Raw genomic sequence first — 23,174 nt, forward strand, 5'->3', positions numbered from 1 at the left:
TTCTTATGTATGTTTGTTAAAGGGGCTGCAGGCCAAAGTTGCCATACTTGGAACGATGTGAAAATACGCTCAGAGAGCGCAAGCGTAGTAGGGACGAGCTCTTCGATTTTACTTCCTTTGTTCCTAGTGGCAATGGAGAGATAATCATTCGGCAGCAGCAAGGCTGGGCTATTGTGCATCCATAATTTTTAATTGTATCCTTAATTAATCAGTCAGCTCCATTAGGTTGACTGATTTTTTGCTTTTGAATCATAAACATATGGCAAACTTTCCATCGTTGTATTGATAGAAGTAACAAATGCTACCGACCATATTCTTTTAACAAGCGAGGTTTAAGACGGTTGATCCACGTTTGAAATTGATGTGTTTGCCACGAAAATCCAGTAATTATATTCAAATGGAGTAACTGAGAAAGTAGATTTTTATGCCGCAAATTGGCGATCTTCCAAATTAGCGGAAACTGCTAGATTTAATTTAACCAATATTCAATTAAAGTTAAATCCTCATGATATACAATTTTATGAAAATAGCTCTGAGGTCTCTCTTGAAGAACCGGCTTCTCAGCTTGATTAATATTCTTGGATTGGTCACCGGTCTGAGCGGTTCGATATTCATCGGGCTATACATCATTGACGAACTGCAATTTGATCGCCACTATAGATTTAAGGATCGCATGTTCCGCCTGACTACGTCGCTCGACCTTGATGGCACAAAATATCATTCCGCTACAACCAGCGGGAACCTCGGTTCGGTTTTAACCCAAAAGCTTCCCGAGGTAGAGTCAATGGCAAGGCTGCTTGCAAAAGACGAAGTATTTCTTTTCTCTGAAAAGAAAGCCTTCAAAGAAGAAATCATCTATACCGATGCAGGCTTCTCCAGAGTCTTTAATCCTGTGATTCTTCTTGGAAACAAAGAACAATGTTTGGCAAATCCATCATCCATTATCATCAGTAGGGGTATCGCCAGAAAGATATTCGGTGAAAATTGGAGAAAAAGCATAGTTCTCGGGAAGCCCCTGTTAATTGATGGGCGAATTCCGCTAACCATTACCGGTGTCTTTGATGATTTCCCAAAGCAGTCCCACTTTACATCCCAGTTATTTGCCACAGTTCCGACCGAGCACAAGGAATGGATGAACGATGAAAGTAAAGTATATACATACGTACTTCTAAGACCTAATACCAATGTTGGAAATTTTGCAAGCAAACTCAATTCCAAATCTGGTACTATTGATCAAAATCCGTCTTCCGAAAGGGGAAGGATTAACTTGGAACCTATCACAAGTATACATTTTTCGCCATTGTTGAATGACGACAATGCGTTGAAAGGGAATATCGAAAACATCTACGCTCTTTTGCTCGTATGCGCAGCGCTAATATTGATTACTGTAACAAATTTTGTCAATCTGTACACGGCGGGTTCCTTTAATAGACTGAGAGAAGTAGGTGTGCGAAAGGCATTGGGCGCCATGCGAATACAGCTACGCTTTCAGTTTCTGCTTGAAACTTTTTTAATCACGGTGGTTTCACTGTTGATTTCTCTGATTCTTGTGGCCGTCGGTTTAAAGGAATTTAACGAGCTGACTTCAAAAAACCTGTCTCTTAATGATATCATACAGGGAAATACCTTGCTCTTTTTGGGCGGACTGATGCTTAGTATCCCTTTACTGGCGGGCTTTTATCCTTCTTTCTATCTATCAGGATTGCATACGATCGATGCACTGAAGGGGAAAAAGGGGCAGCACGACTCGGTCCTGAACTGGCGAAAAGGACTTATTATCCTTCAATTTTCTATTTCTGCAATTATGATCACTTTGAGCATAGTGGCATACCGGCAGGTAGGCCTGATCAATGACATGTCCCTGGGATTCAATAAGGAAAATACAGTGGCACTTTCAAATCCTTACATGCTGGGTTCATTGGAAAAAATTGGTGGATTCAAAAATGAACTACTCGCACTACCTGGAGTCGAACAAGTCTCCGTGACTGGTTACACACCATCTCAAAAGAGGTGGGTAAAAACTAACATTACCTTTCCTGACAGAGATGAAAATAGCAGACTGGCCCGGGCCGTCAATTGGTTAACAGTTGATGAAGGCTTTATCGAAACGATGGGGCTTAGCCTCGTACAAGGGCGTAATTTCTCCGATAACCATGAGAATGAAAAAGAGTCAATAATTATAAATGAAACCGCAGCCGACCAATTCAAGCTGAATACAAAAGGATCAGAATCAATAGGATCAGAGCTTTCCTACAGGGACGAACGTGATTCGGTGTATTTGAACTACAAAGTAATTGGTGTTGTCAAAGATTTCAACTTTGGCTCACTTCACGAAAAAATTCAGCCAATGGTCATGAAAGTTGGATATCATCGGTTTGAAATGGTAATAAGACTTTCACCAGATCTGCCAAAACTTCAAACCTTAAATCAGGTAAATGCTCTATGGAGACAACATCTCCCCGAAATCCCCTTCCAGTATTCCTTTATCAAAGACCGGTTCAATTTGCTACATAAAACCGACATGATCACAAGCAAAATATTTGCTTTGTTCTGCGCGATTACCATTGCTTTGTCAGGATTTGGTCTGTTTAGTATTGTGGCCTTTTCGATTGTTAACAGAACGAAGGAAATCGGAATTCGGAAAGTTCTTGGAGCCTCAGAATTTAATTTGACCTTTTTGCTGATAAAAGATTTTCAAAAATTGGTGTTTATATCGTTCTGGATTTCTCTGCCGGTGGCGGCATTTTTTTCTCAAAAATGGATCAGCAATTTTGCTTATAAAATAGAAGTAGACTGGTGGATCTACGCCTTGACTGGGGTTGTTTTAGTAATTATTACGGCTGGGACGCTCGGGATTCAATCGATCAAAGCAGCGTTAAGAAATCCTGTTAAAAATTTGAGGCACGACTAGATAACCCAAAATCGAAATTTTCTGATCTTTCAAAAACCGAAAGTGTTTCAAATAATCAAAGATATTTTTGTGTGGCTAAGTTCGAAGAATAAGTAAATCTGCTGACCTCGCTTCATCTTCCGTATTGGTAAATTGGCTATTGGTGATGCTGAGAAAGGCGGAGGGGAAGACACCAGGGAATTCAGGCCGATTTTACGCAAACTTGGCTTCAGCCTCGAGCTGAAATCAAGCCTCCAAATGAACTTCATTACCAGTTCTGCTCGACAGTCATATTTATCTTCAACTGTCTATTTCCATCATAATACCTCGAAAAAAACGCAAATATATTTGCGCAACTAAAAAGTTGCATATATATTTGCAACCTGAGAGTTGCAGATTAAACAATAAAGAATGAAACAAGATATATTCCAGGCCATATCAGACCCAACACGCAGGGCTATTTTGACGTTAATCGCTATCCAGGCATTGACACCAAATGCAATGGCTGAAAAATTTGATATGAGCCGCCAGGCAGTATCAAAACATATTAAGGTATTGCACGAATGCGAATTGATTAAACCTGAGCAGAAAGGCAGGGAGATCTATTATCACTTTAATCCAAAAAAAATGCAGGAGTTTGACAATTGGTTAGCCCAATTCAGGCAAAGCTGGGAAATTCAATTTAATCAACTTGACGAACTATTATCAACAATTAAAGAACAGAGAAAATGAACAACGATTTGCTATTTGATTTTAACGTTGACAAAGCCGCGAAAACGGTATTTATAACCAGGGAGTTTAATGCAGGACTTTCTTTGGTATGGGATGCTTTTACCAAGCCGGAACTATTGGACCAATGGGGAGCACCGGCTCCAATGCGCGCCAAAACTAAATATATGGATTTTAAAGTCGGAGGAAGGAGATTTTATGCGATGATAAGTCCCGACGGGCAAGAGCGTTGGTCAATTCAGGAGTATACGTCCATTACTCCCAAAACAAATTTTAAAATGTATAATTCCTTTGCAGACAAAGACGAAAACCGCGAATTGCCGGGTTCTGAATGGGATTATATTTTCAGCGAACAAAATGGAAGAACAAAAGTGAGCATCACAATTTTTAATGAATCGTTTGAACGAATGGAGAAATTACTGGAGGGCTTTAAGATTGGGTTTACCATGACATTAGAAAACCTGGAAAATCTGTTGACAGCTATATCGGAAAAATTATAAGGAAATCAGAAACTCAAATAGAAATCATGAGAACAATCAATCCCTGGATCAACTTCAATGGAAATGCTGAAGAAGCATTCACTTTTTACAAATCGGTTTTTGGCGGAGACTTCGCAAAGATCATCCGTTTCAAAGACCTGTCAAGCCCTGAATTTCCTGTGCCAGAGAACGAGGCAAATAAAATAATGACCATTGCCTTGCCTGTAGGAAAACACAATCTTTTAATCGCCAATGATGTTCCCGAATTTATGGGGCGGGTAAACGAAAACGAAAACAGGTCTAAAATATCAATTAGTGCAGAAAGTCGTGAAGAGGCAGACAAAATTTTCAACGGATTATCAGCAGGTGGAGACATTGAGGGGCCAATTGGCGATAGTCCTTGGCGTACGTACGCCGGAATGTTCAGAGACAAATTTGGTATTGAATGGATCGTGGAATTTGATCCTAATTATAACGAGCAAATTTAACCGAAAAAAAGCGCCCTGCTTCTTGTCGGGCCCAGTGTTGTAAAGTTAAAATCAACCATTCCAGCATCGACAGCCTGAAAAGTGCTAACCTAACCTTGATCAAATCATAAATTTTAATTTAAGATGGTCAAAGGTTAAACGGACTGGAACTCAGGCAAAACTTTCACACAGACTCTGAGTTAAGTCTGAAATGTATCCCTTATGTGTTTTTTACCACGGCCATCGATCAGAAGGCAGTTGTTGATGCTTACAGCACTTCCGCCCAAGGCTTTTTTGTCAAACCAGGCTCATTTGAGAAATTTAAAAATAACAATCAGAGTAATGATTGAATATTGGCAGGAATGCGCGGCTCCGAACAATTTTTGATCGGGCCAAGTAGTCTGACAGGCTGAAACATTTTCTACGCTCTGTTTTTCCCGCGCGAGCCACCTTGCTAGCCGAGAGCATATATCGGTCAGCTCAATTTCAATCTTTTTTCTTGCTACTCGAATCTTGTCAATTTGTGCTTCGAACCGTAGTCGGAGCGGTTAACTATTGGTAAGCAACTGGAAAAGATGTTTGCCTGAGACTATCGGAGTAAGCTTTCGGAAATGATCTAATCCGTCATATATGACTATTGTCCTAAATATACGGCGCAAAAAACTCCTCAAAGAGGGAACCGTTTGGTTTAACGGATTTTAAAAAAGACAAGAATATTTTACTTGGGACCAATATATTTTCAAATACCGCAGGACGTCCGCGGGGACAGTCGTCGTCGTTCGGCCAAAAATAGATATGCTTGACAGCATTGATGCTTAATTGAAGAAATTAGTATTGGTAACTCAAGGCACCATATGGTCGACAATGATCCCCGAAATCATGCAATTCTTTACGAGTAGCCTCTTTGAAGGGCGGCAAAAACGCTCTTTGGCTGTGATAAACAGACTGCCGTGTAACCAGCGCTCTGCTGTCGGTAATAGGCAACCTTCAAGATTATGCCCGAATTTCCCAGAATGATATATCAATCCGTTTGAAAAAATAATGAGACTGATAATGAGCTAGTCGCGCACTTCACTGGTACGTTTATTTAATGTAGTAGTGTCAACAAATAATCCAACACACTTATCAAGACCATTTATCATGAGAGCTGCAGTATTTCACAAACCAGGCGATATCAGAGTGGACAATGTTCCAGATCCACAAATTCTTGATGCGCGGGACATCATTTTACGTGTTACTTCAACCGCTATTTGCGGATCGGACTTGCATATACTGAGTGGAGCTGTTCCACAAAAAGATCCTATGGTAATGGGTCATGAATTCATGGGTATTGTGGAAGAAGTAGGTATGGGCATTAACAACTTAAAAAAGGGCGACAGGGTAGTAGTTCCGTTCCCAATCGCTTGCGGTCATTGCTACTTTTGTGATCACGGCGCTTCGCCTGCGTGCGAGAATTCCAATTTCAAGCATTATGGACCTAATGGTAATCTGCTAGACCAGAAAGGAGCTGGCCTGTTTGGCTACACAGATTTATATGGAGGTTATTCAGGTGGGCAGGCAGAATACGTCAGAGTTCCGTATGCCGACGTCAGTCCAAGGATAGTTCCTGATAATATGACCGATGAACAGGTATTGTTTCTTACAGACATATTCCCGACCGGCTGGTCGGCAATAGACTGGGCTCAACTGAAAGGTGGCGAAGTGGTTGCAATTTTCGGTTCCGGGCCCGTTGGTTTAATGGCTCAAAAGGCTGCATGGATTAACGGAGCAAGTCGTGTGATTGCAATTGACCCAGTAAACTACAGACTTGAAAGGGCTCGAAAGGTAAATAAAGTGGACACTTTAAATCCGCACGAGGTGGATGTCGTAGCGGCAATTCGGGATATGACCGGAGGCCGAGGAGCGGACGTCTGCGTGGATGCGGTGGGCTTTGAACCCGAACGTAACTTGCTGGACAAAGCAAGGGCTGCAATCAATTTTGAGAAAGGTTCGATGAAAGTCCTGGACATGTGTTTTGAAGCAGTAAGGCGCATGGGCACAGTATCGATTGTGGGCGTATATGGTTCTCCGTACGATAATTTTCCTCTGCACAGAATTTTTGACAAGGGTATTACCATCAAACAGGGGCAAGCACCGGTATTAAATTATATTGATCAATTGATCGGACTTGTGAACGACGAAAAAGTCGTTTTGGATGATATCATTTCTCACTCTCTCCCTTTGATCGAAGCGACTTACGCCTATAAAATCTTCGATGAAAAGCAGGAAGATTGTGTGAAAGTAGTCCTGAAACCGTAAATGGCGTGGTTATGGAAGCTAATAATAATTCGGGTATCATCCCTGAGGGGACAAAAGGAAAAGATATTACGGTAGAGAGTGAAAGGATCGAAGTCAATACTGAGGCTGCAAAACTGTCTTACCGAAACGCAAAGGAACTCCTTCTAGACGTAAATCACTGGGAAGATCTGGCTGGAAAGCATTTCGCAGGTTTTAAGCTAGTGAACAAAGAAGGATCGGCACTTGACACCGTCGTAAAAAAGGGAGATTATATTAAAATTGATATTATCGGCCCAGGAACGGAATCCGGGGACGGCGCCGATTGGGTAATTGTCGAAGAAGTTGCCGAACAATCAGAAGAAGATCAAGAAAGTATCGGTATTAGGGTAAAACCAGTTTCCAATCCTACTCAACCGGAAGACGATTCTATTGCTCATTTCTACCAGCAAGGTTCGTCGAGCTCTTTTACAGTATCCAGAAAACTGGAAAAGGTTGTTGTCGGAATTTATGACAAGAATATAGAGATCAACACGCAATCTGATAATGGTTTGGATAAAGTTAGAAACGCTGTTTACGGTGCAATCGCCAAAACCTTCTTCTCTAAAGTTCAGTGGAAGTTACTTGCAGAAGGAATACTTGGAGAATAATCATCAAAAAGCTTTTAAGGATTAATCAACATCAAAATGAAAGATAAAAATTTAGTCATAATGATAGATGATGATCACGACGATCACGAGATCTTTGATATTGCGCTTGCTCAATTGGAAAAGCCATTGAAGTTGCTGACTTTTTCGGATTGCGAGCATGCCATATCGCATTTCCAAAACTCCGATGTCGACTCACCGGCTTTCGTTTTCATGGACCTTACCTTACCCAGAATAAACGGCGGAGAATGTCTGGTCAAATTGAAGAAGTTGAGTGAATTCGACCATTCATGTATTGTAATTTATTCAAGTGCAGTATCTCCCGAGTGGCACGCCAGGTTAGATGAGATCGGCGTTGACAAATACCTTGAGAAGTCGGGATCACTACAATTTCTAGTAGAGCAATTGAGAGATTTGATGATTGCATAACGGAAGTTCTAAGAATTGGTATGATCGTTAAATACACAGAAAAAGGATGGTCGATAATTATGCAGAGGTCTCATGGACTACTTGCTGCGCAGATCTGCGCTCACTGGAAGAAGGACAATCAACCGAAGCGTTGGGTGGAAACGTTGATTGCGACCGCAGAACATGATGATGGAAAAGACGAACTCGACAAGCCAGGATTGATCCATGAAAATGGAGGGCCGAAAAACTTCAAAACGAGTCGTTTCAACAGCGAATATTGCGATGAACTATTGGATCGTGCTCTGAGCAAAGGGCGATACATCGGTATACTGACTTCCATGCATATTCGCTTTCTCTATGACGATGAGCCGGGTGCTAAAAAATACTGTAACGGGCTAATTGAGAATGAGAAATCCTGGATCAAGGAGACTAATACCAGCCAAAAAGAGGCGTCGGCCAGCTACGATCTTCTTGAATTTTGCGATGCGTTTTCCTTACTATTATGTCAGGGACTGGTTCAGCCGGAAAATCGTAAAATGGAAATTAGCGACGGTCCGGATGGAGTGGCTTATCAGCTTAGTCTGGCTGATAATGGAGAGATGATTGTTGAACCCTGGCCGTTTGAAGAAAATTCCTTTGAAGTGAATTATGAAAGCTGGTGTATCTCGCAACTTGTCTTTTCAAGTGACCATGATTTCAAAATGAAACTACATTCCGCAACGGTAAATTTTCATAGGCTGACAATCGCTAAGAGTATACGTTAATTTTCTAACTATCAGCATTATATGGAGGCAAAGATTGGTCAGGATTAGCATGTTTCATAGTTAAGGGGAAAACACTCCCCATCCATATATTTTCGCTGAGAAGGTAATTTTTAATCGATAATCTATCGAACGCGGTGACGCAATTAATTGAACATTTCAATTTTAAAGGGCGGGAATGGGATTTGCCTATATCGGTTCAAACATAATAATCAACAATATGAAAAACGAAACAGGTTCTGAACCAAAATTTAAAACTAAGACTTCCGCCGGTGCCGAGCCAGCCTTAATGGAATTATTTCTTGACAGTCTTCGCGATATATACTGGGCTGAGAACCATTTGGTAAAGTCGCTTCCTAAAATGATCGAGGCCGCTACTTCCGAAAAGCTGAGCAGCGCAATTGAAGACCATCTGGAGCAAACCGTGCAACATGTGAGTCGCCTCGAAGTAATTTTTGATCTGTTAGGAGTTGAAGCAATTGCAAAGAAATGCGATGCGATGGAGGGACTTTCCAAGGAAGGGGAGGGGATTGTTGAGAGCACTGATGAAGGGACAGCCACGCGTGATGTGGGCATTATACTGGCAGCTCAAAAAGTGGAGCACTACGAAATAGCTACTTATGGAGGCCTTGTTCAACTGGCAATGACCCTAAGTCTGGAAGATGTTGCCGAAATACTATCAGAAACTTTGGATGAGGAAAAGCTGGCGGATCAGCTGCTGACCGAAGTGGCTGAAAATGATGTAAACTATAAAGCTTCTGAGGAAGCCTGATCACAATTTGAATACTATGGCGACGAAAAAGGATTCGGAGAATTTGGCTCCACAACAGGAAAATGAAAAAACAGCCGGTCTGGCTGCGCATAAGTCGGATAGCTCCGGAGAGTTTATGACCACCAATCACGGGGTACGCATCAACGATGATCAGAATTCGTTGAAATCAGGTGAGAGGGGCTCCACTTTGCTCGAGGATTTTATTCTTCGCGAAAAGATCACCCATTTCGATCATGAACGTATACCAGAGCGCGTTGTACACGCGAGGGGATCCGCAGCACATGGTGTGTTTAAACTATATGAGCCGCTGGCTTCTGTTACAAAGGCAGGATTTCTTAATGACGCTTCAATTGAGACACCGGTGTTTGTAAGATTTTCAACGGTTGCAGGATCCAGAGGATCAACAGATCTGGCACGCGACGTACGTGGGTTCGCCGTCAAATTTTACACACAGGAAGGCAATTTTGATCTGGTAGGTAACAATATGCCTGTATTTTTTATTCAGGATGCCATCAAATTTCCCGATTTGGTTCACGCTGTAAAGCCTGAACCTGATAATGAAATGCCACAGGCGGCCTCAGCCCATGATACCTTCTGGGATTTTATTTCGCTGATGCCGGAGTCGGCACATATGATTATGTGGGTAATGAGCGACCGCGCTTTACCGCGAAGCTATAGGATGATGGAAGGATTTGGCGTGCACACATTCCGCTTTGTTAATGCGGAAGGCGTCTCAAACTTTGTGAAATTTCATTGGAAACCACTACTGGGTGTTCACTCCGTTGCGTGGGACGAAGCACAAAATATATCTGGCAAAGATCCCGATTTCCACAGACGCGATTTATGGGATGCGATTGAGAGTGGCAATTTCCCCGAATGGGAACTTGGGGTTCAAATAATTCCAGAAGAAGATGAGTTCAAATATGAGTTCGACCTTTTGGATCCGACTAAACTGATCCCGGAGGAGCTTGTGCCGGTTCAACTTATTGGAAAGATGACGTTAAATCGGAATCCGGATAACTTCTTCGCTGAAACAGAGCAAGTTGCGTTTCACGTCGGTCACGTTGTGCCGGGTATTGATTTTACAAACGATCCACTTTTGCAAGGAAGGTTGTTTTCATATACTGATACGCAACTAATCAGATTAGGAGGTCCTAATTTTCAGGAAATCCCAATTAACCGTCCAATCAATCCGGTTAGTAATAACCAGAGAGATGGGTATATGCGTCAGACGATTAATAAAGGAAAGTCGAGTTACAATCCGAATACACTTGGAAACGGATACCCGGCGCAGGCAAAAGCGGCAGAGGGCGGTTTTACCTCCTATCCTGAAAGAATTGATGCGCGAAAAGTGCGCGCTCGAAGCAAGAGCTTTTTCGATCATTTCAGCCAGGCCAAACTTTTCTTTAACAGCCAGTCTGACCCCGAGAAAAACCATATAGTAGATGCATTAAGTTTCGAACTAGGAAAAGTGAAAACCGTTGACATCCGGCGCAGAATGCTGGGAATTTTGTCGATGATTGACAAAGGACTTGCCTCTCAGGTAGCATTCAACTTGAGAATTCACGTTCCACAGGATCCCGAACTTCCGGTTAATCACAGCATCCCTGCTGACGGAGACCCTGCCGATTACGATTCATATTCTTTTGAGGCAACGGTGACTATATCCGACGCATTGAGTATGGCGGGTACGATCAAAGACGGTATTAAAACGCGTAAAGTAGCTTTTCTGGCTGCGGATGGAGTGGATGAATTGTCCGTAACTACCGTGAAGGACGCGCTTGAAGCGGCTGGTGCTACCGTAGAGATCATTGCCCCGCGGCTCAATTATATTGTGGCGGAGAATGATGCTCAGATTGCAGTTGATCATAGTTTCCTTACTGCCGCTTCGGTGTTGTATGACGCGGTTTACGTGCCATCCGGAACAAACAGTGTGGCTACTGTTGAGGCAGATGCGGACGCGGTTCATTTTCTGAACGAAGCGTTCAAACACTGTAAAGCCATCGCGGCCGACTCAGGGGCGCTGCAGGTTTTGGAAGCGACTTATTTCAGCAAAAAATTGCCAGCGGAATATTCGGACGAAACTGTAAAAAAAGAGGGATTAATTGTTTCAGACGACCCTGAAACACTTGCTGATAAGTTCATACTGGCCATATCACAGCATAGGTTCTGGGAGAGGGAAAAACCAAGGAAAATCCCCGCATGATCTTCCAAAAAAATGCCGTCCGGTGATAGAACCTGACGGCTATTTTCCAAAGAGCAGTGTTCAATGCGAAAATTGGTATACTTTTTTAATAGTATCACGCAGTAACAAATTCAAAACCAAATAATTAGACAAGAAAAATGAAGACGATTAAAAATAAAAAGGCAGCGGCTAATAAAATCACAGAACAAGACAGCGAAAAATTAAAAGAGCTGTTTGTGGATGGCCTGAAAGATATCTATTGGGCTGAAAAGCACCTCGCGAAAGCCTTGACTAAGATGTCAAAAAATACAACTTCTGAAGAATTGAAGTCGGCTTTTGAATTGCATACCACCCAAACTGAACAACATGCGGCAACCCTTGAACAGGTTTTTGAAATGGTTGGGGAAAAAGCGCAGGCCAAAAAATGCGCAGCCATGGAAGGGTTGCTGGAAGAAGCGACCGAAATAATTGATAGCACTGAAAAAGGTACGATGGTGCGCGACTGCGGCTTGATTATGGCCGCTCAAAAGGTGGAACATTATGAAATCGCTTCGTATGGCACGCTTAGGAATATAGCCAGAACTCTGGGTTACGAGGACGCTGCCACGTTGCTCCAACAGACTTTGGATCAGGAAGGAGAGACAGATCATTTGTTGACCGAGCTCGCAGAAACGTATGTGAATGAGGAAGCTAGTGCCGAGTGAGAGTGAATAGTAGCGTGAAAAGGAAAAGGAGCCATTGGGGGCTCCTTTTTTATGGTATAGGAATATGAAATTTAACCAAAAACCTTCGCCATATACTCGCTGTGTACCGATGACTCAACCTGCAGACCTGCGATGATACCCGACGCAGTCACATCTACAGCCTGAAGCATTATTGCTTCCGGGTTTCCATCAAAAACTTTCCTGATGGCAAATGAGCGGCCCGAGATTATCAGGTGAATAAAAATAGTTCCTACCGGTTTGTCTTCGTTCTCGCTGCCGCCAGGAGAAATTAATCCGGTTACCGCCACCTGAATATCAGATTTAATCAATTTCCGAAGATGACAAGCCATGGCTTTTGTGACCTGTTCTGATTCAGGGGTATATTGTTCTATCAAGGTATGGTTTACTCCCAAAATTTCTTCTTTCAGGCACGCGTCATAGCACACCAGACCACCCTTAAGTATATTACCCGAATTTTCCGTCAGCGAAAACTCGGCTGCCATTCTCCCGGCAGTAGCACTTTCTGCGAACGCGACCGTCATTCCATAATCGCTAATCACCTGACTGCATAATTCAACAATTTTGGAAGGCATATTATTATGAGAAAAAGTTTAGAAAACTGTAATTAACGTTGTAATCAAAATAACGTAAGGGCTGCGTTCCGGTGCTAATCGTTAAATAGGGTAGTTGGATACCATTATGGCCACTAACAAAAACCATTCCATAAATTCCAATCTGACGAGATATGATTTTGCTGGTATGCAAGTTGCAATGCAGCTATCTTGCAATTATGGGAGACTGTTGAGATAGGTAAATTGATCAGGAAAAATTATTTAATGATGCAGGTAAAGGGAAGCCGTACTGGCCATAAAAAGTGGTAGTCAAAATAATAACTGAAGACCTGTGAGTGCAATATCGTCGGAATATAAAGTTAAAATCTATGATACGATTTCGGGTGGGCCGAACAGCAAAATTTTAACGGGTCAATTAAGATATATCAAATGTTATAAAATGGAGAATTCTTCTTTTTCTGCACTTCCGATCGGAACTGTTTCCGCAGTCTTTTTTTCAAAAGAAGACGCAAAAAAAACCCATGATTATTTAATTTATCTTGGTCATACTGATGAAGAGATTTCAATGCTAATGTCCGATGAAACTTTAAATAAATTTCAGAGGCCGGATGCTGAGAATTCAGTTCAAGTGCAGGAACCATCACCCACTTATCAAAATTTTTTGAGATCGTACGCCGATAAATTTCTTTCCTGGTTGAGAGTCAAAAAACACAGTAATCAAAACACTCAATCCGCACAATTATCAGAACAGGCGTCCGGTAGGTCGAATAGATTGCAGGACGGATCAAACGTAATGGATGAAAAGCAAGCTGGCTCGCTGCCAATTCTTGAAGGTGGAATAATTATTAGTGTCGATCCAAAAAATATAATCGAATTGAACGCCATTATAGATGTATTCAAAAAAAACAATGGCAAAGATATTTTAGGAAATGATGGGTATGCTAAACTGGATTAAAGTTACTTTTACAACTACACATTAAGCAGCGGAATTATTTAGTGCCCTAGATCAAAAGGATCAATTAGGTTTCGTTAGTTATACCTCGCGCGGAGGCCATAATACATGACGATGTGGGATAAATAAGTATGGATAAAATACCCCATTATTAGCTTCTGAACTTGTCCAATCATCACAGGCTCTAGGCAATTTTAATCTTATTTACCTGTACTACGTCTGGGCCATCGAACAGCCAATCTTTGCAGATATGGCACTTTAATATTTATAAATTAAAGTTGGTAGAAATTTAGTGCTACTTTGCGAACTTTCCACCCTTTCAATAAGACGTCATGTTTACTACGGAACCGCACCATGTCATTGCAATTGGCGCGTCGGCTGGCGGCCTTGATGACCTCACTACGTTTTTCGATCAAAGTGCATCGGATGGCGTATCCTATATCATCGTTCAACATCTGTCGGCAGAATTTAAAAGCCATATGGTCTCACTGCTGTCCAGTCATAGCAAGCTTACAGTGCAGCAGGCCGAAGATGGGATGACTATTCGGGCAAATCAGGTTTACATCATTCCCAATAATAAAGTAATGACCGTCAGAGGTCAGAGTTTGTATTTAACAGATAAGAGAGAGGATCATGGCCCGCATTTGACGATCAATATTTTCTTCAACTCGCTGGCAGCTGAATATGGCCCGAAAGCCATCGGTATTGTACTTTCGGGACTTGGATCTGACGGAACGGATGGTGCCAAGGCTATCAAAAAAGCCGGCGGCCTCGTGATTGCCAGAGAGCCTGACGGTACGGAATTTCATAGTATGCCTGCCAACCTGATATTAACCGGGATGGTAGATTTTATTTTGGAGCCCGATGCAATGCCCGTAGTGATTGATGATTACATAAAACGTGAACTGGATTTATTAGCCGCCAATATCCATGATGAGCAATATGTAGGAGAGATTATCGGCCTTATCAGTAAAGAGTTGCCCCTTGATTTTGCTGAATACAAACAGTCAACCATTTTAAGAAGGATAAAAAGAAGGGTGGCCGCCAATAACCTTGGTGAGCTGGGGAGCTACATTCATTTTGTCAAAGCCAATCCAGGCGAGTTAGAAATTTTAGCAAAGGATTTTTTGATCAGTGTGACCGGTTTTTTTCGGGATACCGAGTCTTTTGCTTTCCTGGAAAGCCACGTAATACCCGCTATCATCGCCGCGCTGACACCGCAAGAGGAAATAAGGATGTGGGTTACCGGATGCGCCACAGGAGAAGAAGCCTACTCGATGGCCATGCTTGTCAGTGAACGGCTGGGGGATAGGATAAAAGACCATCCAGTAAAAATCTTTGCAACAGACATTGATAGTGCGGCGCTGACCCAGGCTAGTAAAGGTCTTTACAAGGCTAATGTCCTGGCCAACTTATCAGAACAACGACTTAAAAGTTTTTTTCAAGTGGCCGGAGAGGATTACAGAGTTACACAGGCACTTCGAAAAATGGTCATTTTCGCCCAGCACGACCTGGTCAAAAATCCACCGTATTGTAACATGCATTTTATAAGCTGCCGCAATGTGTTGATCTATATGGCACCAGCCCTGCAAAAGAAAATCTACCTGATGCTGCTTTTCGGCCTTAGAGCAGACGGCTATCTTTTTTTGGGGTCGAGCGAAAACCCGCTTCCGATTATGCAGAGCCTGAATGTGATCAGTAAAAAATTTAAAGTCTACAAAAACCAGGGAACCAACCGCCCGGTACGCTTTGAGTCATTTTCGTTGCCGGAAGTATCTTATAAGAAGCCAGCCGACGCAACATATTCAAAAGATCAAATATTCAAGTTGCCGGATCGAACCGTGGGCGATGCTGTCAATGAGACAGTCATGAAAGACCTGGGCCAGCTGGTGATCTGCATTGATCAAAATGAAAAAATACTGAAACTCTACGGAGATACCAGCAAATTCCTGCTGCAGAAAATCATGCCTGCCGATTTTACAGAGTTACTCCCAGGTCCTCTGGCAATTGCTTACAATGCGATTATCAATAATGTTGTGGATAATGACAAAGTGGCTACGGTCACAGGCATTAACATAAAACAAGAAGACAAAATCGTCAGGGTGACATTATCTATAAGCCCGATGATATACAAAGGTCGCAGCAATGGTTTCCTGGTTGTCCGAATCAGCGAAGAAACTCCAACCGAGACTTCAGGGGGTGAAAAGTTGGTTTTTAATGAGGAAATGTATTTTGACCAATATACACAGAGCCTTGAACAGGAAGTGCGGGACTTGAAAGAAGAGCGTATCGCTTCGAATGAGAAGTTATATTCCCAGGAAGAAAATATGCAGTCTTTTAATGAAGAGTTGCTTTCCGCCAACGAGGAAATGCAGAGCACCAGTGAAGAAATGCAATCCATCAATGAAGAGCTGCATACCATCAACTCTGACTATCAGCTCAAAAACAAAGAACTTGCCGAGCTTAACGATGATCTCAATAATTACTTCCGGAGTAACATTAACGGGCAACTGTTTTTGGATGACCAGCTGCGCCTGATCAAATTTTCTCCGGGTGCGGCTAAATTGATTAACCTCCTTGAAACGGATGTCGGGAGGCCTTTGGCCAATATCTCGACAAATTTTAAAGTGGAGACAATAATCGAAGATGTCGGTGTGGTGCTAGCCGGCGATGCAGTGATCACCAAAGAAATTGAGACAAAAGAAGGCAGGTGGTTTCAGGTTATGACGATGCCTTATATCAAGCAAGTCAATAACAAAACCTCCGGGGCCATCATTACATTCAACGACATCACCGAGCTTAAAACTATCCAGCACCAACTTGATAAGAAAAATGAAGCATTGATGCGTATCAATCAAGATCTGGATAATTTCGTCCATACCGCCTCGCACGATTTGCTCGATCCGTTAAATACCATCGAGGGGAGTATTTCGCTGATGACTTCTATTAACACCAGTGATAGCGAGATCAGAGAAGTTCTTCCGATAGTAAGCGCTTCGGTAAAAAAATTCCGCTCACTGATCAGTGAGATTGCAGAGGTAGCTAAAATTGAAAATAATGCCCTGGAAACAGAGCCAGTTGATATGGATGAGCTTCTGGATAACATTGATTGGAGCTTGACTGAGCGGATCAGATCCAGCGGAGCTTTAATTAAAAGGGACGTGCGGGTGAAACAAGTTGTATTTTCTAAAAAGAACCTGCGCAGTATATTATATAACCTTATCGCTAACGGTATTAAGTACAGATCCGAGAAGCCTCCGGTCATCATTGTTCGGATAATGGCGGAAAGTAATCAAATCATTCTTTCTGTTGAGGACAATGGAATAGGGATGGATAAACGTCACCAGGATGCCGTTTTTGATAAATATACTAGGTTGCACACAGACGGAGACGGGTATGGGATCGGGCTGTATCTGGCCAGTAAAATAGTCAACGCCGCCGGTGGCAGGATTATAGTGGAAAGTGAGCTGGGTGCCGGAAGTAAGTTTACGATATATTTAAATAAATAACATGGCTGGTCAACCGAAGTTTATCGTGGTAATTGGGGCGTCGGCGGGCGGACTTAATGCGCTGGCAGAGTTGGTTCAGACACTTCCCGTGGGACTGGACGCTGGCTTCATGATTGTGCTCCACCTATCTCGTAAAGGGATTGGTGACTTCGTGGTCCACCGGCTCGGCAAGGTAACTTCCATGCCGTGCAGTATCGCCAGCAATGGTTCGCTGATCGAAGCGGCGCATATTTATGTTGCTCCTCCAAACCAGCATTTACTTGTGAAGGATGGAAGGATTTTGCTCGGATCAGGTCCGCAGGAGAACCGTTTCAGGCCGTCTATTGATGTGCTGTTCCGTTCGGCTGCGGTAGCGTATACATCTTGTGCAATCGGGATCATATTAAGTGGGATGCTTGACGACGGAACATCGGGCATGTGGGCCATTAAAAGAAGTGGCGGAGCTTGCATAGTACAGGATCCAAACCAGGCCGAATACCCGGACATGCCTCTATCGGTGATCAACAATATGGATGTGGATTATGTGAGTGAGCTGGGTTCGATAGGAAAGCTGTTAACAGAATTGACAAGCCGTGAACGCAGTTTAAAGGTTCAGGCGCCAGAGCAAGTAGTACTCGAATCGCAGATCGCTGAAAAGACGGCAGTAGGTATCGATGCTGTTGAGCAAATTGCGGATAAAAGTGTATTCGCCTGTCCTGACTGTGGCGGAAATCTGTGGGCGGTGAAGGGGGATATAATCAATCGCTATCGGTGCCACATTGGTCATGCGTATACCGAACAGGATTTGGTAGTCAAGCAGGCGGAAACAGCGAGCTCGACGTTATGGGTAGCGCTCAGGATGATGGAAGAACGTAAACACCTCCTGCGAAAACTTGAAGTCGATTATGCCCAAAAGGGTTATAGCTCTATGTCAACCGATTATCTTGAAAAAAAGGATGAAATGCAGCGACATATTGATACGCTAAAGATCATTCTCGCTGATTTACAAAGCCATGAAACTGCTACTGCTTATTGATTTTTGCAACTGGCTCAGTGTTAATTGATCTCTAAATGGCTGATTTGGAAATAGGTAGACAATATGTGATCCATAATATAAATAGGGTCTGGAAACTAACGTAAACGGAATGATTAAAACGTTTTTGAAGAACAAAATCAACACCATACGGAGCTTTGCGCTGAAATAAGGTGGCAAGTTGTCAAAGCAATATAAAGGCAGATTTCATACGCAATGTGGTTAATAAGAAAATTGAAACCTTATTGATTGCCGGGTTAATCGGACCAAATTCACGAAGATGAATCGCCCGACCCAAGCTGCAATCAGGCCTAAGAAAAAAATGATCCAGAATTGACTTTTAATAAACTGAAAGGTAAACAGATCCCATTCCAGTGATTTGCGGGATGTTGTATATAACCTGTTTAACTCCCATAAATATATTTCATGACTTAGTACTCTAAGATACCTTTAGCAAAGATGGGCGAGACACTACATAGGTGTTAGTCGATAATTATCTCCTTCAAATGGCGACAATTGGATATGCTACGGTGGTGGTATCTGCGAAAAAAGCAGCCAGTCAGAAGGGCATTTAGGAATGAAGCCTTCGTTTTTTAGAAATGTATTCGTTCGGCAGCATATTAAACTTGGCCTTAAATGACTTTGCAAAATAATTAGGAGCGGTAAAGCCGGTCATGTATGAAATTTGCGAAATAGTCAAATCACTGTTTTCTAATAATAGGGCAGCTTTCTCTAGTTTGATGGAGCGGATAAATTCAATGGGCGTTTGACCGCTCATTTCGAGTACTTTGCTATATAGCGTTCCCCGGCTCATACCGACCTGTTTACTTAGATTTTCCACACTAAGTTGCGATGAATGAAGGTTTTCTTCGATATAAGATAACATATCCTTTAGTAATTTTTCCTGGCTGGATTCAATCTGCGGCTCCATTCCCGAGACTTTGAAATGCCTGGAATAGACGCCTTTCAGAAGTCGGTTTAACAATATCAGATTATTGATTTTCGCATTAAGAATATCAAAGTTGAATGGTTTTGTCAGGTAATCATTTGCCCCGGAATTCAGCCCTTCCAGTTGCTGCTGCTCTCCTGTGGAAGCTGTGAGAAGTATAATCGGAATATGTTTTGTCCGTTTGTCTGACTTAATTTTCTGACTTAAAGAAATACCGTCCATTTCGGGCATTGCAATATCACTTACGATCAGTTCCGGGTGATGGCTCAGCGTTTTCTGCCAACCTTCCCTTCCATTACTGGCTTCGATAACATTGTAGAAGGGCATAAGGCTTTCTTTAAGATAATGTTTGAACTCCTCGTTGTCTTCTATGATCAGAACATTGGATCGAGTCTCTGTGTTTGATTTCTCCTGCCAACTACCGTTTGTTTCCACTCCGACTGTATCCTTGTCAGGATATGGATTGGTCGGTATCGTCTCCGAAAGCTGCTGGGAATCAGCATTAACAGGAAGCTCAACGACAAAGATACTTCCAGAACCAAACTTGCTTTTAACCGATATTGTGCCATGGTGCAGTTGAACGAATTCCCGGACAATCGACAGGCCTATGCCACTTCCTTGATTGAGTACGGCAGGATTGGTATCGTTTTGGAAGAACCGATCAAAGATCTTGTCGATTTTATCTTCAGGAATTCCAATGCCAGTGTCGGCAATTTCTATGCGAAGCCAGTTTTTATCTTCCGAAGCAGTTTGCAGACTGATTTTCAATGCTACATTTCCTCCCTTTTCAGTGAATTTGAAAGCATTAGACAGCAGATTGAATAGAATCCGTTCCAATTTGTCCGCATCAAATTCCATGATGAGCATTGTCAGATCGCTCTCAATTTTGAAGTCAACCGCTTTTCGGATTGAAAGGTCGTTGAACTGATCGCATGTGTCTCTAATAAACGAAATAATATCCTTACGGGTCAGATCCAGTTTAACTTCCTGTTGCTGCATATTTCTGAAATCAAGTAACTGGTCTACAAGATTCAGCAAGCGCTTTGCATTTCGTTTTATTGCAATCACGGGAGGATGTAATTCGGTCGATTTGGTCTTCACCAGCAGGTTCTCGACCGGAGCCAGGATCAACGATATAGGTGTTCTGAACTCATGACTTAAATTAGTAAGAAACTTGATTTTTAACCGGTCGAATTCCTGAGCTTGTTCGATCTCCGCACGCTCTTGCTGCTCTCTGAACTGCTTCCGAAGCTTTTGAATTCCACGGCGTCTCATGATATATACGATCACAAATGGTGTTAGCAGGTAGAATATATATGCGTAAATGGTAAGATAGAACGGGGGCTTTACATTGATAGCAATAGAGGTTGTCTGAGGGCTCCAGTGGATACCATCATTACTTGCCTGAACTTCAAAGAGGTACTCGCCCGGACTGAGATTGGTATAACTTGCAAAATTATTCAGTCCGGTTTCATTCCATGCTGATTGCATTCCGAGAAGCCGATGCCGGTAATGCACCTGTTTAGGATTTGCATAATCAAGGGCAGCGTAGCCCAATGAGAAATTTTGTTTATAATCAAGGTTGATTTTCTTTGCAATGGAAATATCTGCATCGATAAAACCTGAATCTGCTGGCATGATACTGCGATTACCTACCCGGAGATCTTTTAAAATAATAGGTGGAATACTTTTGCTGGTGGGGAGGCTCCGGGTATCGATAATATTAAATCCGGCTATGCCACCGAAGAACAGCGTGTGATCGGAAGCGCGTAAGCCCGAACCTAGTACAAAGGTTTTATTCTGAATACCATTGTAAGACGTATAATTGGTAAACTTCTTGTTTTTGGGATCGAAAGAGCTGATACCTTGGTTGGTGCTTACCCATATACGCCCTTGGGCGTCTTCAAGAATTTTATTCACCACGTTGCTTGCCAGGCCTTCTTTTTCACCAAATGGAATAAATCTTTTAACGCGCGGGTCGTAAAGTGCCATCCCTTCTCCTGCTGTGCCAACCCAAATATTGCCCTTCGTATCTTCCAGGATGGAATACACAACATTGCTTGGAAGATCACTCGTCTCCTTATTTAAAAGAAGCGATTTATTAGTGAGGGGATCGAAAACCGCGATGCCGCTTCCGTGCGAAGCTATCCACATCTTTCCGTTCCTGTCTTGAACGATATCCCTGATATATCCATTCAGGGGAATTTCCTGGTTGGGAAGCTGCGCATCAAGACCGAAATATCGTCGAAAGCGTTTCGTCACCGGATCGAATGTATGCACACCTCCTCCGTTGGTTCCTACCCATATCTTGCCAGCTCTGTCTTTTTCTAAAGCGAAGATATCATTGTTATTGAGGCTCTGCGGGTCTTTTTCTCGCGTATATTGAGTATAGGCACCTGTTTTGGGATTTAAATGAAAAAGCCCGTCCTGAAAGGTACCTATCCAAAGGTCGTGGCTTGAAGCTAATTCTAAAGTCAGTATTGCCAGGCCGGAAGAGGCATTCTTGTTTTTTGGGTTAATTGGAAATTTCTTAAAGAGATTCGAGTGACGGTCATACAAATTCAGACCACCGCCGTCTGTCCCCACAAATATCTGGCCTGATTCGGTTTGGGCAAATGACGTAACAAATGGTGCACTAAGGCCATATGGGTCGTTTACTTCGGATCTCTTTAATCCGAATATGGCCATATTTTTATCATATTTATTAACGCCGCCTTTGTAGGTTCCCAGCCAGCAAACACCTTGATCATCAATTAGTATACAGCGAACGGATTTGTTGCTTAGACTGAATTGTGTTCTCGGATCTGGGCCATAACGGGTAAAGGTGCCATTTTCTGTATCTAATATATTCAGACCAGCATCTGTGCCTATCCAGATGTAACGTTCGCTATCTTGTTTGACCGCGAAAATCATATTGCTACTAAGAGAGTTTTTATTGCCCGATTCATACCGGAACCTTCTTATTATCTGGCCATTTTGATTTAGCTCGAATAAGCCGCCAAAGGTACCGATCCAAAGGTTCCCTCTATGGTCTTCGGTGATTGACTTCACTGCACGCGAAACGACGTCTTCGGGAAGAGGTTGTAAATAATTAATATGTCCACCACTCTGAACAGAGCGATCGAAGTTGAAAAGTCCTTCGCTGGTACCAATCCAGATCCGCTGCTTTTTGTCGATTGCTACACTTAGTATTAATCCTTTGGAGATTTGATCAGAAATGTTGGATCCTGAAAAAAAGGTGCTGACTTTATAAGTTATCGGGTCTACTGTAACAAGGCCGGTGGTAGTCCCGACCCAGAGTTTTCCCGAAGCGTCACTATCTATACTTGTTACGCTGCTTTGAGAGAGTATGTTTACAAACGAGTCTTTTCGTCTATCATAAAGCTGCAGTCCGCCTACGATGGTCCCAACCCAGATCCGCCCAGCTTTATCCTGATGTAAACTAGACACGTCATTGGAACTCAGCGAGGCCGGATCCTTTTTATTATGGCGATAAACCAAGACATCTGTGCCATCAAACCTGTTTAAACCATCATCAGTTGCGAACCACATCAGACCCAGTTTATCTTTTAAAATAGCCGTCACAGTATTCGAAGATAGGCCGTCCATCGAACTCAAAGAAGTAAACCTGGGTTGCGCCGGTTGCGCTTTACAAATAAGTGACACTCCACTGACGATCACAGTTAAGCATACAATCCGGAACATGGGAAGAATTTTAAAGCGCATTGGTTTGAAAAGTTGATCAAAAAACCATTCTGTATCACTACTGAATACAAATTTTACTGTCGGGAAAAACGACCTCGGAATGACCACATGTCATCCTTAGAAATCCTCATTCCTGACGACAAAAAATCTTAATAATGC

The 23,174-nt window shown here is 42.6% G+C and carries 16 protein-coding genes; 14 read left to right on the plus strand and 2 right to left on the minus strand.

From position 1 onward, the window contains the following. Positions 1-505: 505 nt before the first annotated feature. From AC1XUD_RS13800 to AC1XUD_RS13850, 11 genes are all read left to right on the plus strand, one after another. A complete protein-coding gene (locus AC1XUD_RS13800; RefSeq protein ID WP_483361600.1) occupies positions 506-2,911 on the plus strand; it encodes an ABC transporter permease in 2,406 nt (801 codons plus the stop codon). A gap of 390 nt (positions 2,912-3,301) precedes the next feature. Continuing rightward, complete coding sequence (locus AC1XUD_RS13805) at positions 3,302-3,622, plus strand: ArsR/SmtB family transcription factor (protein ID WP_483361601.1); 321 nt, start codon at positions 3,302-3,304, stop codon at positions 3,620-3,622. Next, positions 3,619-4,119 carry an SRPBCC family protein gene (locus tag AC1XUD_RS13810; RefSeq protein ID WP_483361602.1) on the plus strand — a complete coding sequence of 167 codons (501 nt, stop codon included), beginning with the start codon at positions 3,619-3,621 and terminating at the stop codon, positions 4,117-4,119. Before AC1XUD_RS13805 ends, AC1XUD_RS13810 begins: the two co-directional genes overlap by 4 nt. A gap of 26 nt (positions 4,120-4,145) precedes the next feature. Then, the gene (locus AC1XUD_RS13815; protein ID WP_483361603.1) at positions 4,146-4,586 is read left to right on the plus strand and encodes a VOC family protein; all 441 of its coding nucleotides are present in this window, start codon (positions 4,146-4,148) and stop codon (positions 4,584-4,586) included. Positions 4,587-5,705: 1,119 nt separating this feature from the next. After that, positions 5,706-6,863 (plus strand): zinc-dependent alcohol dehydrogenase, encoded by a 1,158-nt coding sequence (locus AC1XUD_RS13820; RefSeq protein WP_483361604.1) that lies wholly within the window; start codon positions 5,706-5,708, stop codon positions 6,861-6,863. A gap of 11 nt (positions 6,864-6,874) precedes the next feature. Beyond that, positions 6,875-7,489, plus strand: coding sequence for a hypothetical protein (locus AC1XUD_RS13825; RefSeq protein WP_483361605.1), 615 nt, complete (start codon positions 6,875-6,877; stop codon positions 7,487-7,489). Positions 7,490-7,525: 36 nt separating this feature from the next. After that, positions 7,526-7,915 carry a response regulator gene (locus AC1XUD_RS13830; protein WP_483361606.1) on the plus strand — a complete coding sequence of 130 codons (390 nt, stop codon included), beginning with the start codon at positions 7,526-7,528 and terminating at the stop codon, positions 7,913-7,915. Between the two features lie 20 nt (positions 7,916-7,935). Next, a complete protein-coding gene (locus tag AC1XUD_RS13835; protein ID WP_483361607.1) occupies positions 7,936-8,658 on the plus strand; it encodes a DUF3891 family protein in 723 nt (240 codons plus the stop codon). 217 nt (positions 8,659-8,875) lie between these two features. Then, positions 8,876-9,427 carry a YciE/YciF ferroxidase family protein gene (locus tag AC1XUD_RS13840; RefSeq protein ID WP_483361608.1) on the plus strand — a complete coding sequence of 184 codons (552 nt, stop codon included), beginning with the start codon at positions 8,876-8,878 and terminating at the stop codon, positions 9,425-9,427. A gap of 16 nt (positions 9,428-9,443) precedes the next feature. Beyond that, positions 9,444-11,633: a catalase gene (locus tag AC1XUD_RS13845; RefSeq protein ID WP_483361609.1), complete on the plus strand. Its 2,190-nt coding sequence runs from the start codon at positions 9,444-9,446 to the stop codon at positions 11,631-11,633. 137 nt (positions 11,634-11,770) lie between these two features. Continuing rightward, the gene (locus AC1XUD_RS13850; RefSeq protein ID WP_483361610.1) at positions 11,771-12,316 is read left to right on the plus strand and encodes a YciE/YciF ferroxidase family protein; all 546 of its coding nucleotides are present in this window, start codon (positions 11,771-11,773) and stop codon (positions 12,314-12,316) included. A 71-nt stretch (positions 12,317-12,387) separates the two neighbouring features. Here the strand turns inward: AC1XUD_RS13850 and AC1XUD_RS13855 are convergent, their stop codons facing one another. Then, positions 12,388-12,909, minus strand: coding sequence for a CinA family protein (locus tag AC1XUD_RS13855; protein ID WP_483361611.1), 522 nt, complete (start codon positions 12,907-12,909; stop codon positions 12,388-12,390). A gap of 418 nt (positions 12,910-13,327) precedes the next feature. Between AC1XUD_RS13855 and AC1XUD_RS13860 the strand changes: the two genes are divergently transcribed. The 3 genes from AC1XUD_RS13860 (at position 13,328) to AC1XUD_RS13870 (ending at position 18,364) form a co-directional block, all read left to right on the plus strand. Continuing rightward, positions 13,328-13,843, plus strand: a complete 516-nt coding sequence (locus AC1XUD_RS13860; RefSeq protein ID WP_483361612.1) for a hypothetical protein — start codon at positions 13,328-13,330, stop codon at positions 13,841-13,843. Between the two features lie 329 nt (positions 13,844-14,172). Then, positions 14,173-17,349: a chemotaxis protein CheB gene (locus AC1XUD_RS13865; protein ID WP_483361613.1), complete on the plus strand. Its 3,177-nt coding sequence runs from the start codon at positions 14,173-14,175 to the stop codon at positions 17,347-17,349. A 1-nt stretch (position 17,350) separates the two neighbouring features. Further along, complete coding sequence (locus AC1XUD_RS13870; protein WP_483361614.1) at positions 17,351-18,364, plus strand: chemotaxis protein CheB; 1,014 nt, start codon at positions 17,351-17,353, stop codon at positions 18,362-18,364. Positions 18,365-18,932: 568 nt separating this feature from the next. Here AC1XUD_RS13870 and AC1XUD_RS13875 read toward each other — a convergent pair. Further along, on the minus strand, positions 18,933-23,036 hold the full coding sequence (locus tag AC1XUD_RS13875) for a hybrid sensor histidine kinase/response regulator transcription factor (RefSeq protein ID WP_483361615.1): 4,104 nt from the start codon (positions 23,034-23,036) through the stop codon (positions 18,933-18,935). Between the last annotated feature and the right edge of the window lie 138 nt (positions 23,037-23,174).

The sequence above is a fragment of the Dyadobacter sp. HNCC25DJ184 genome (genome assembly GCF_056895215.1).

Coding starts and splice junctions, on each gene's coding strand:
- AC1XUD_RS13865 (WP_483361613.1), top strand. CDS start 14,173: ATGTTTACTACGGAACCGCACCATGTCATTGCAATTGGCGCGTCGGCT.
- AC1XUD_RS13875 (WP_483361615.1), bottom strand. CDS start 23,036: ATGCGCTTTAAAATTCTTCCCATGTTCCGGATTGTATGCTTAACTGTG.
- AC1XUD_RS13830 (WP_483361606.1), top strand. CDS start 7,526: ATGAAAGATAAAAATTTAGTCATAATGATAGATGATGATCACGACGAT.
- AC1XUD_RS13820 (WP_483361604.1), top strand. CDS start 5,706: ATGAGAGCTGCAGTATTTCACAAACCAGGCGATATCAGAGTGGACAAT.
- AC1XUD_RS13810 (WP_483361602.1), top strand. CDS start 3,619: ATGAACAACGATTTGCTATTTGATTTTAACGTTGACAAAGCCGCGAAA.
- AC1XUD_RS13825 (WP_483361605.1), top strand. CDS start 6,875: ATGGAAGCTAATAATAATTCGGGTATCATCCCTGAGGGGACAAAAGGA.
- AC1XUD_RS13860 (WP_483361612.1), top strand. CDS start 13,328: ATGGAGAATTCTTCTTTTTCTGCACTTCCGATCGGAACTGTTTCCGCA.
- AC1XUD_RS13805 (WP_483361601.1), top strand. CDS start 3,302: ATGAAACAAGATATATTCCAGGCCATATCAGACCCAACACGCAGGGCT.
- AC1XUD_RS13835 (WP_483361607.1), top strand. CDS start 7,936: ATGATCGTTAAATACACAGAAAAAGGATGGTCGATAATTATGCAGAGG.
- AC1XUD_RS13845 (WP_483361609.1), top strand. CDS start 9,444: ATGGCGACGAAAAAGGATTCGGAGAATTTGGCTCCACAACAGGAAAAT.
- AC1XUD_RS13855 (WP_483361611.1), bottom strand. CDS start 12,909: ATGCCTTCCAAAATTGTTGAATTATGCAGTCAGGTGATTAGCGATTAT.
- AC1XUD_RS13815 (WP_483361603.1), top strand. CDS start 4,146: ATGAGAACAATCAATCCCTGGATCAACTTCAATGGAAATGCTGAAGAA.
- AC1XUD_RS13840 (WP_483361608.1), top strand. CDS start 8,876: ATGAAAAACGAAACAGGTTCTGAACCAAAATTTAAAACTAAGACTTCC.
- AC1XUD_RS13800 (WP_483361600.1), top strand. CDS start 506: ATGATATACAATTTTATGAAAATAGCTCTGAGGTCTCTCTTGAAGAAC.
- AC1XUD_RS13850 (WP_483361610.1), top strand. CDS start 11,771: ATGAAGACGATTAAAAATAAAAAGGCAGCGGCTAATAAAATCACAGAA.
- AC1XUD_RS13870 (WP_483361614.1), top strand. CDS start 17,351: ATGGCTGGTCAACCGAAGTTTATCGTGGTAATTGGGGCGTCGGCGGGC.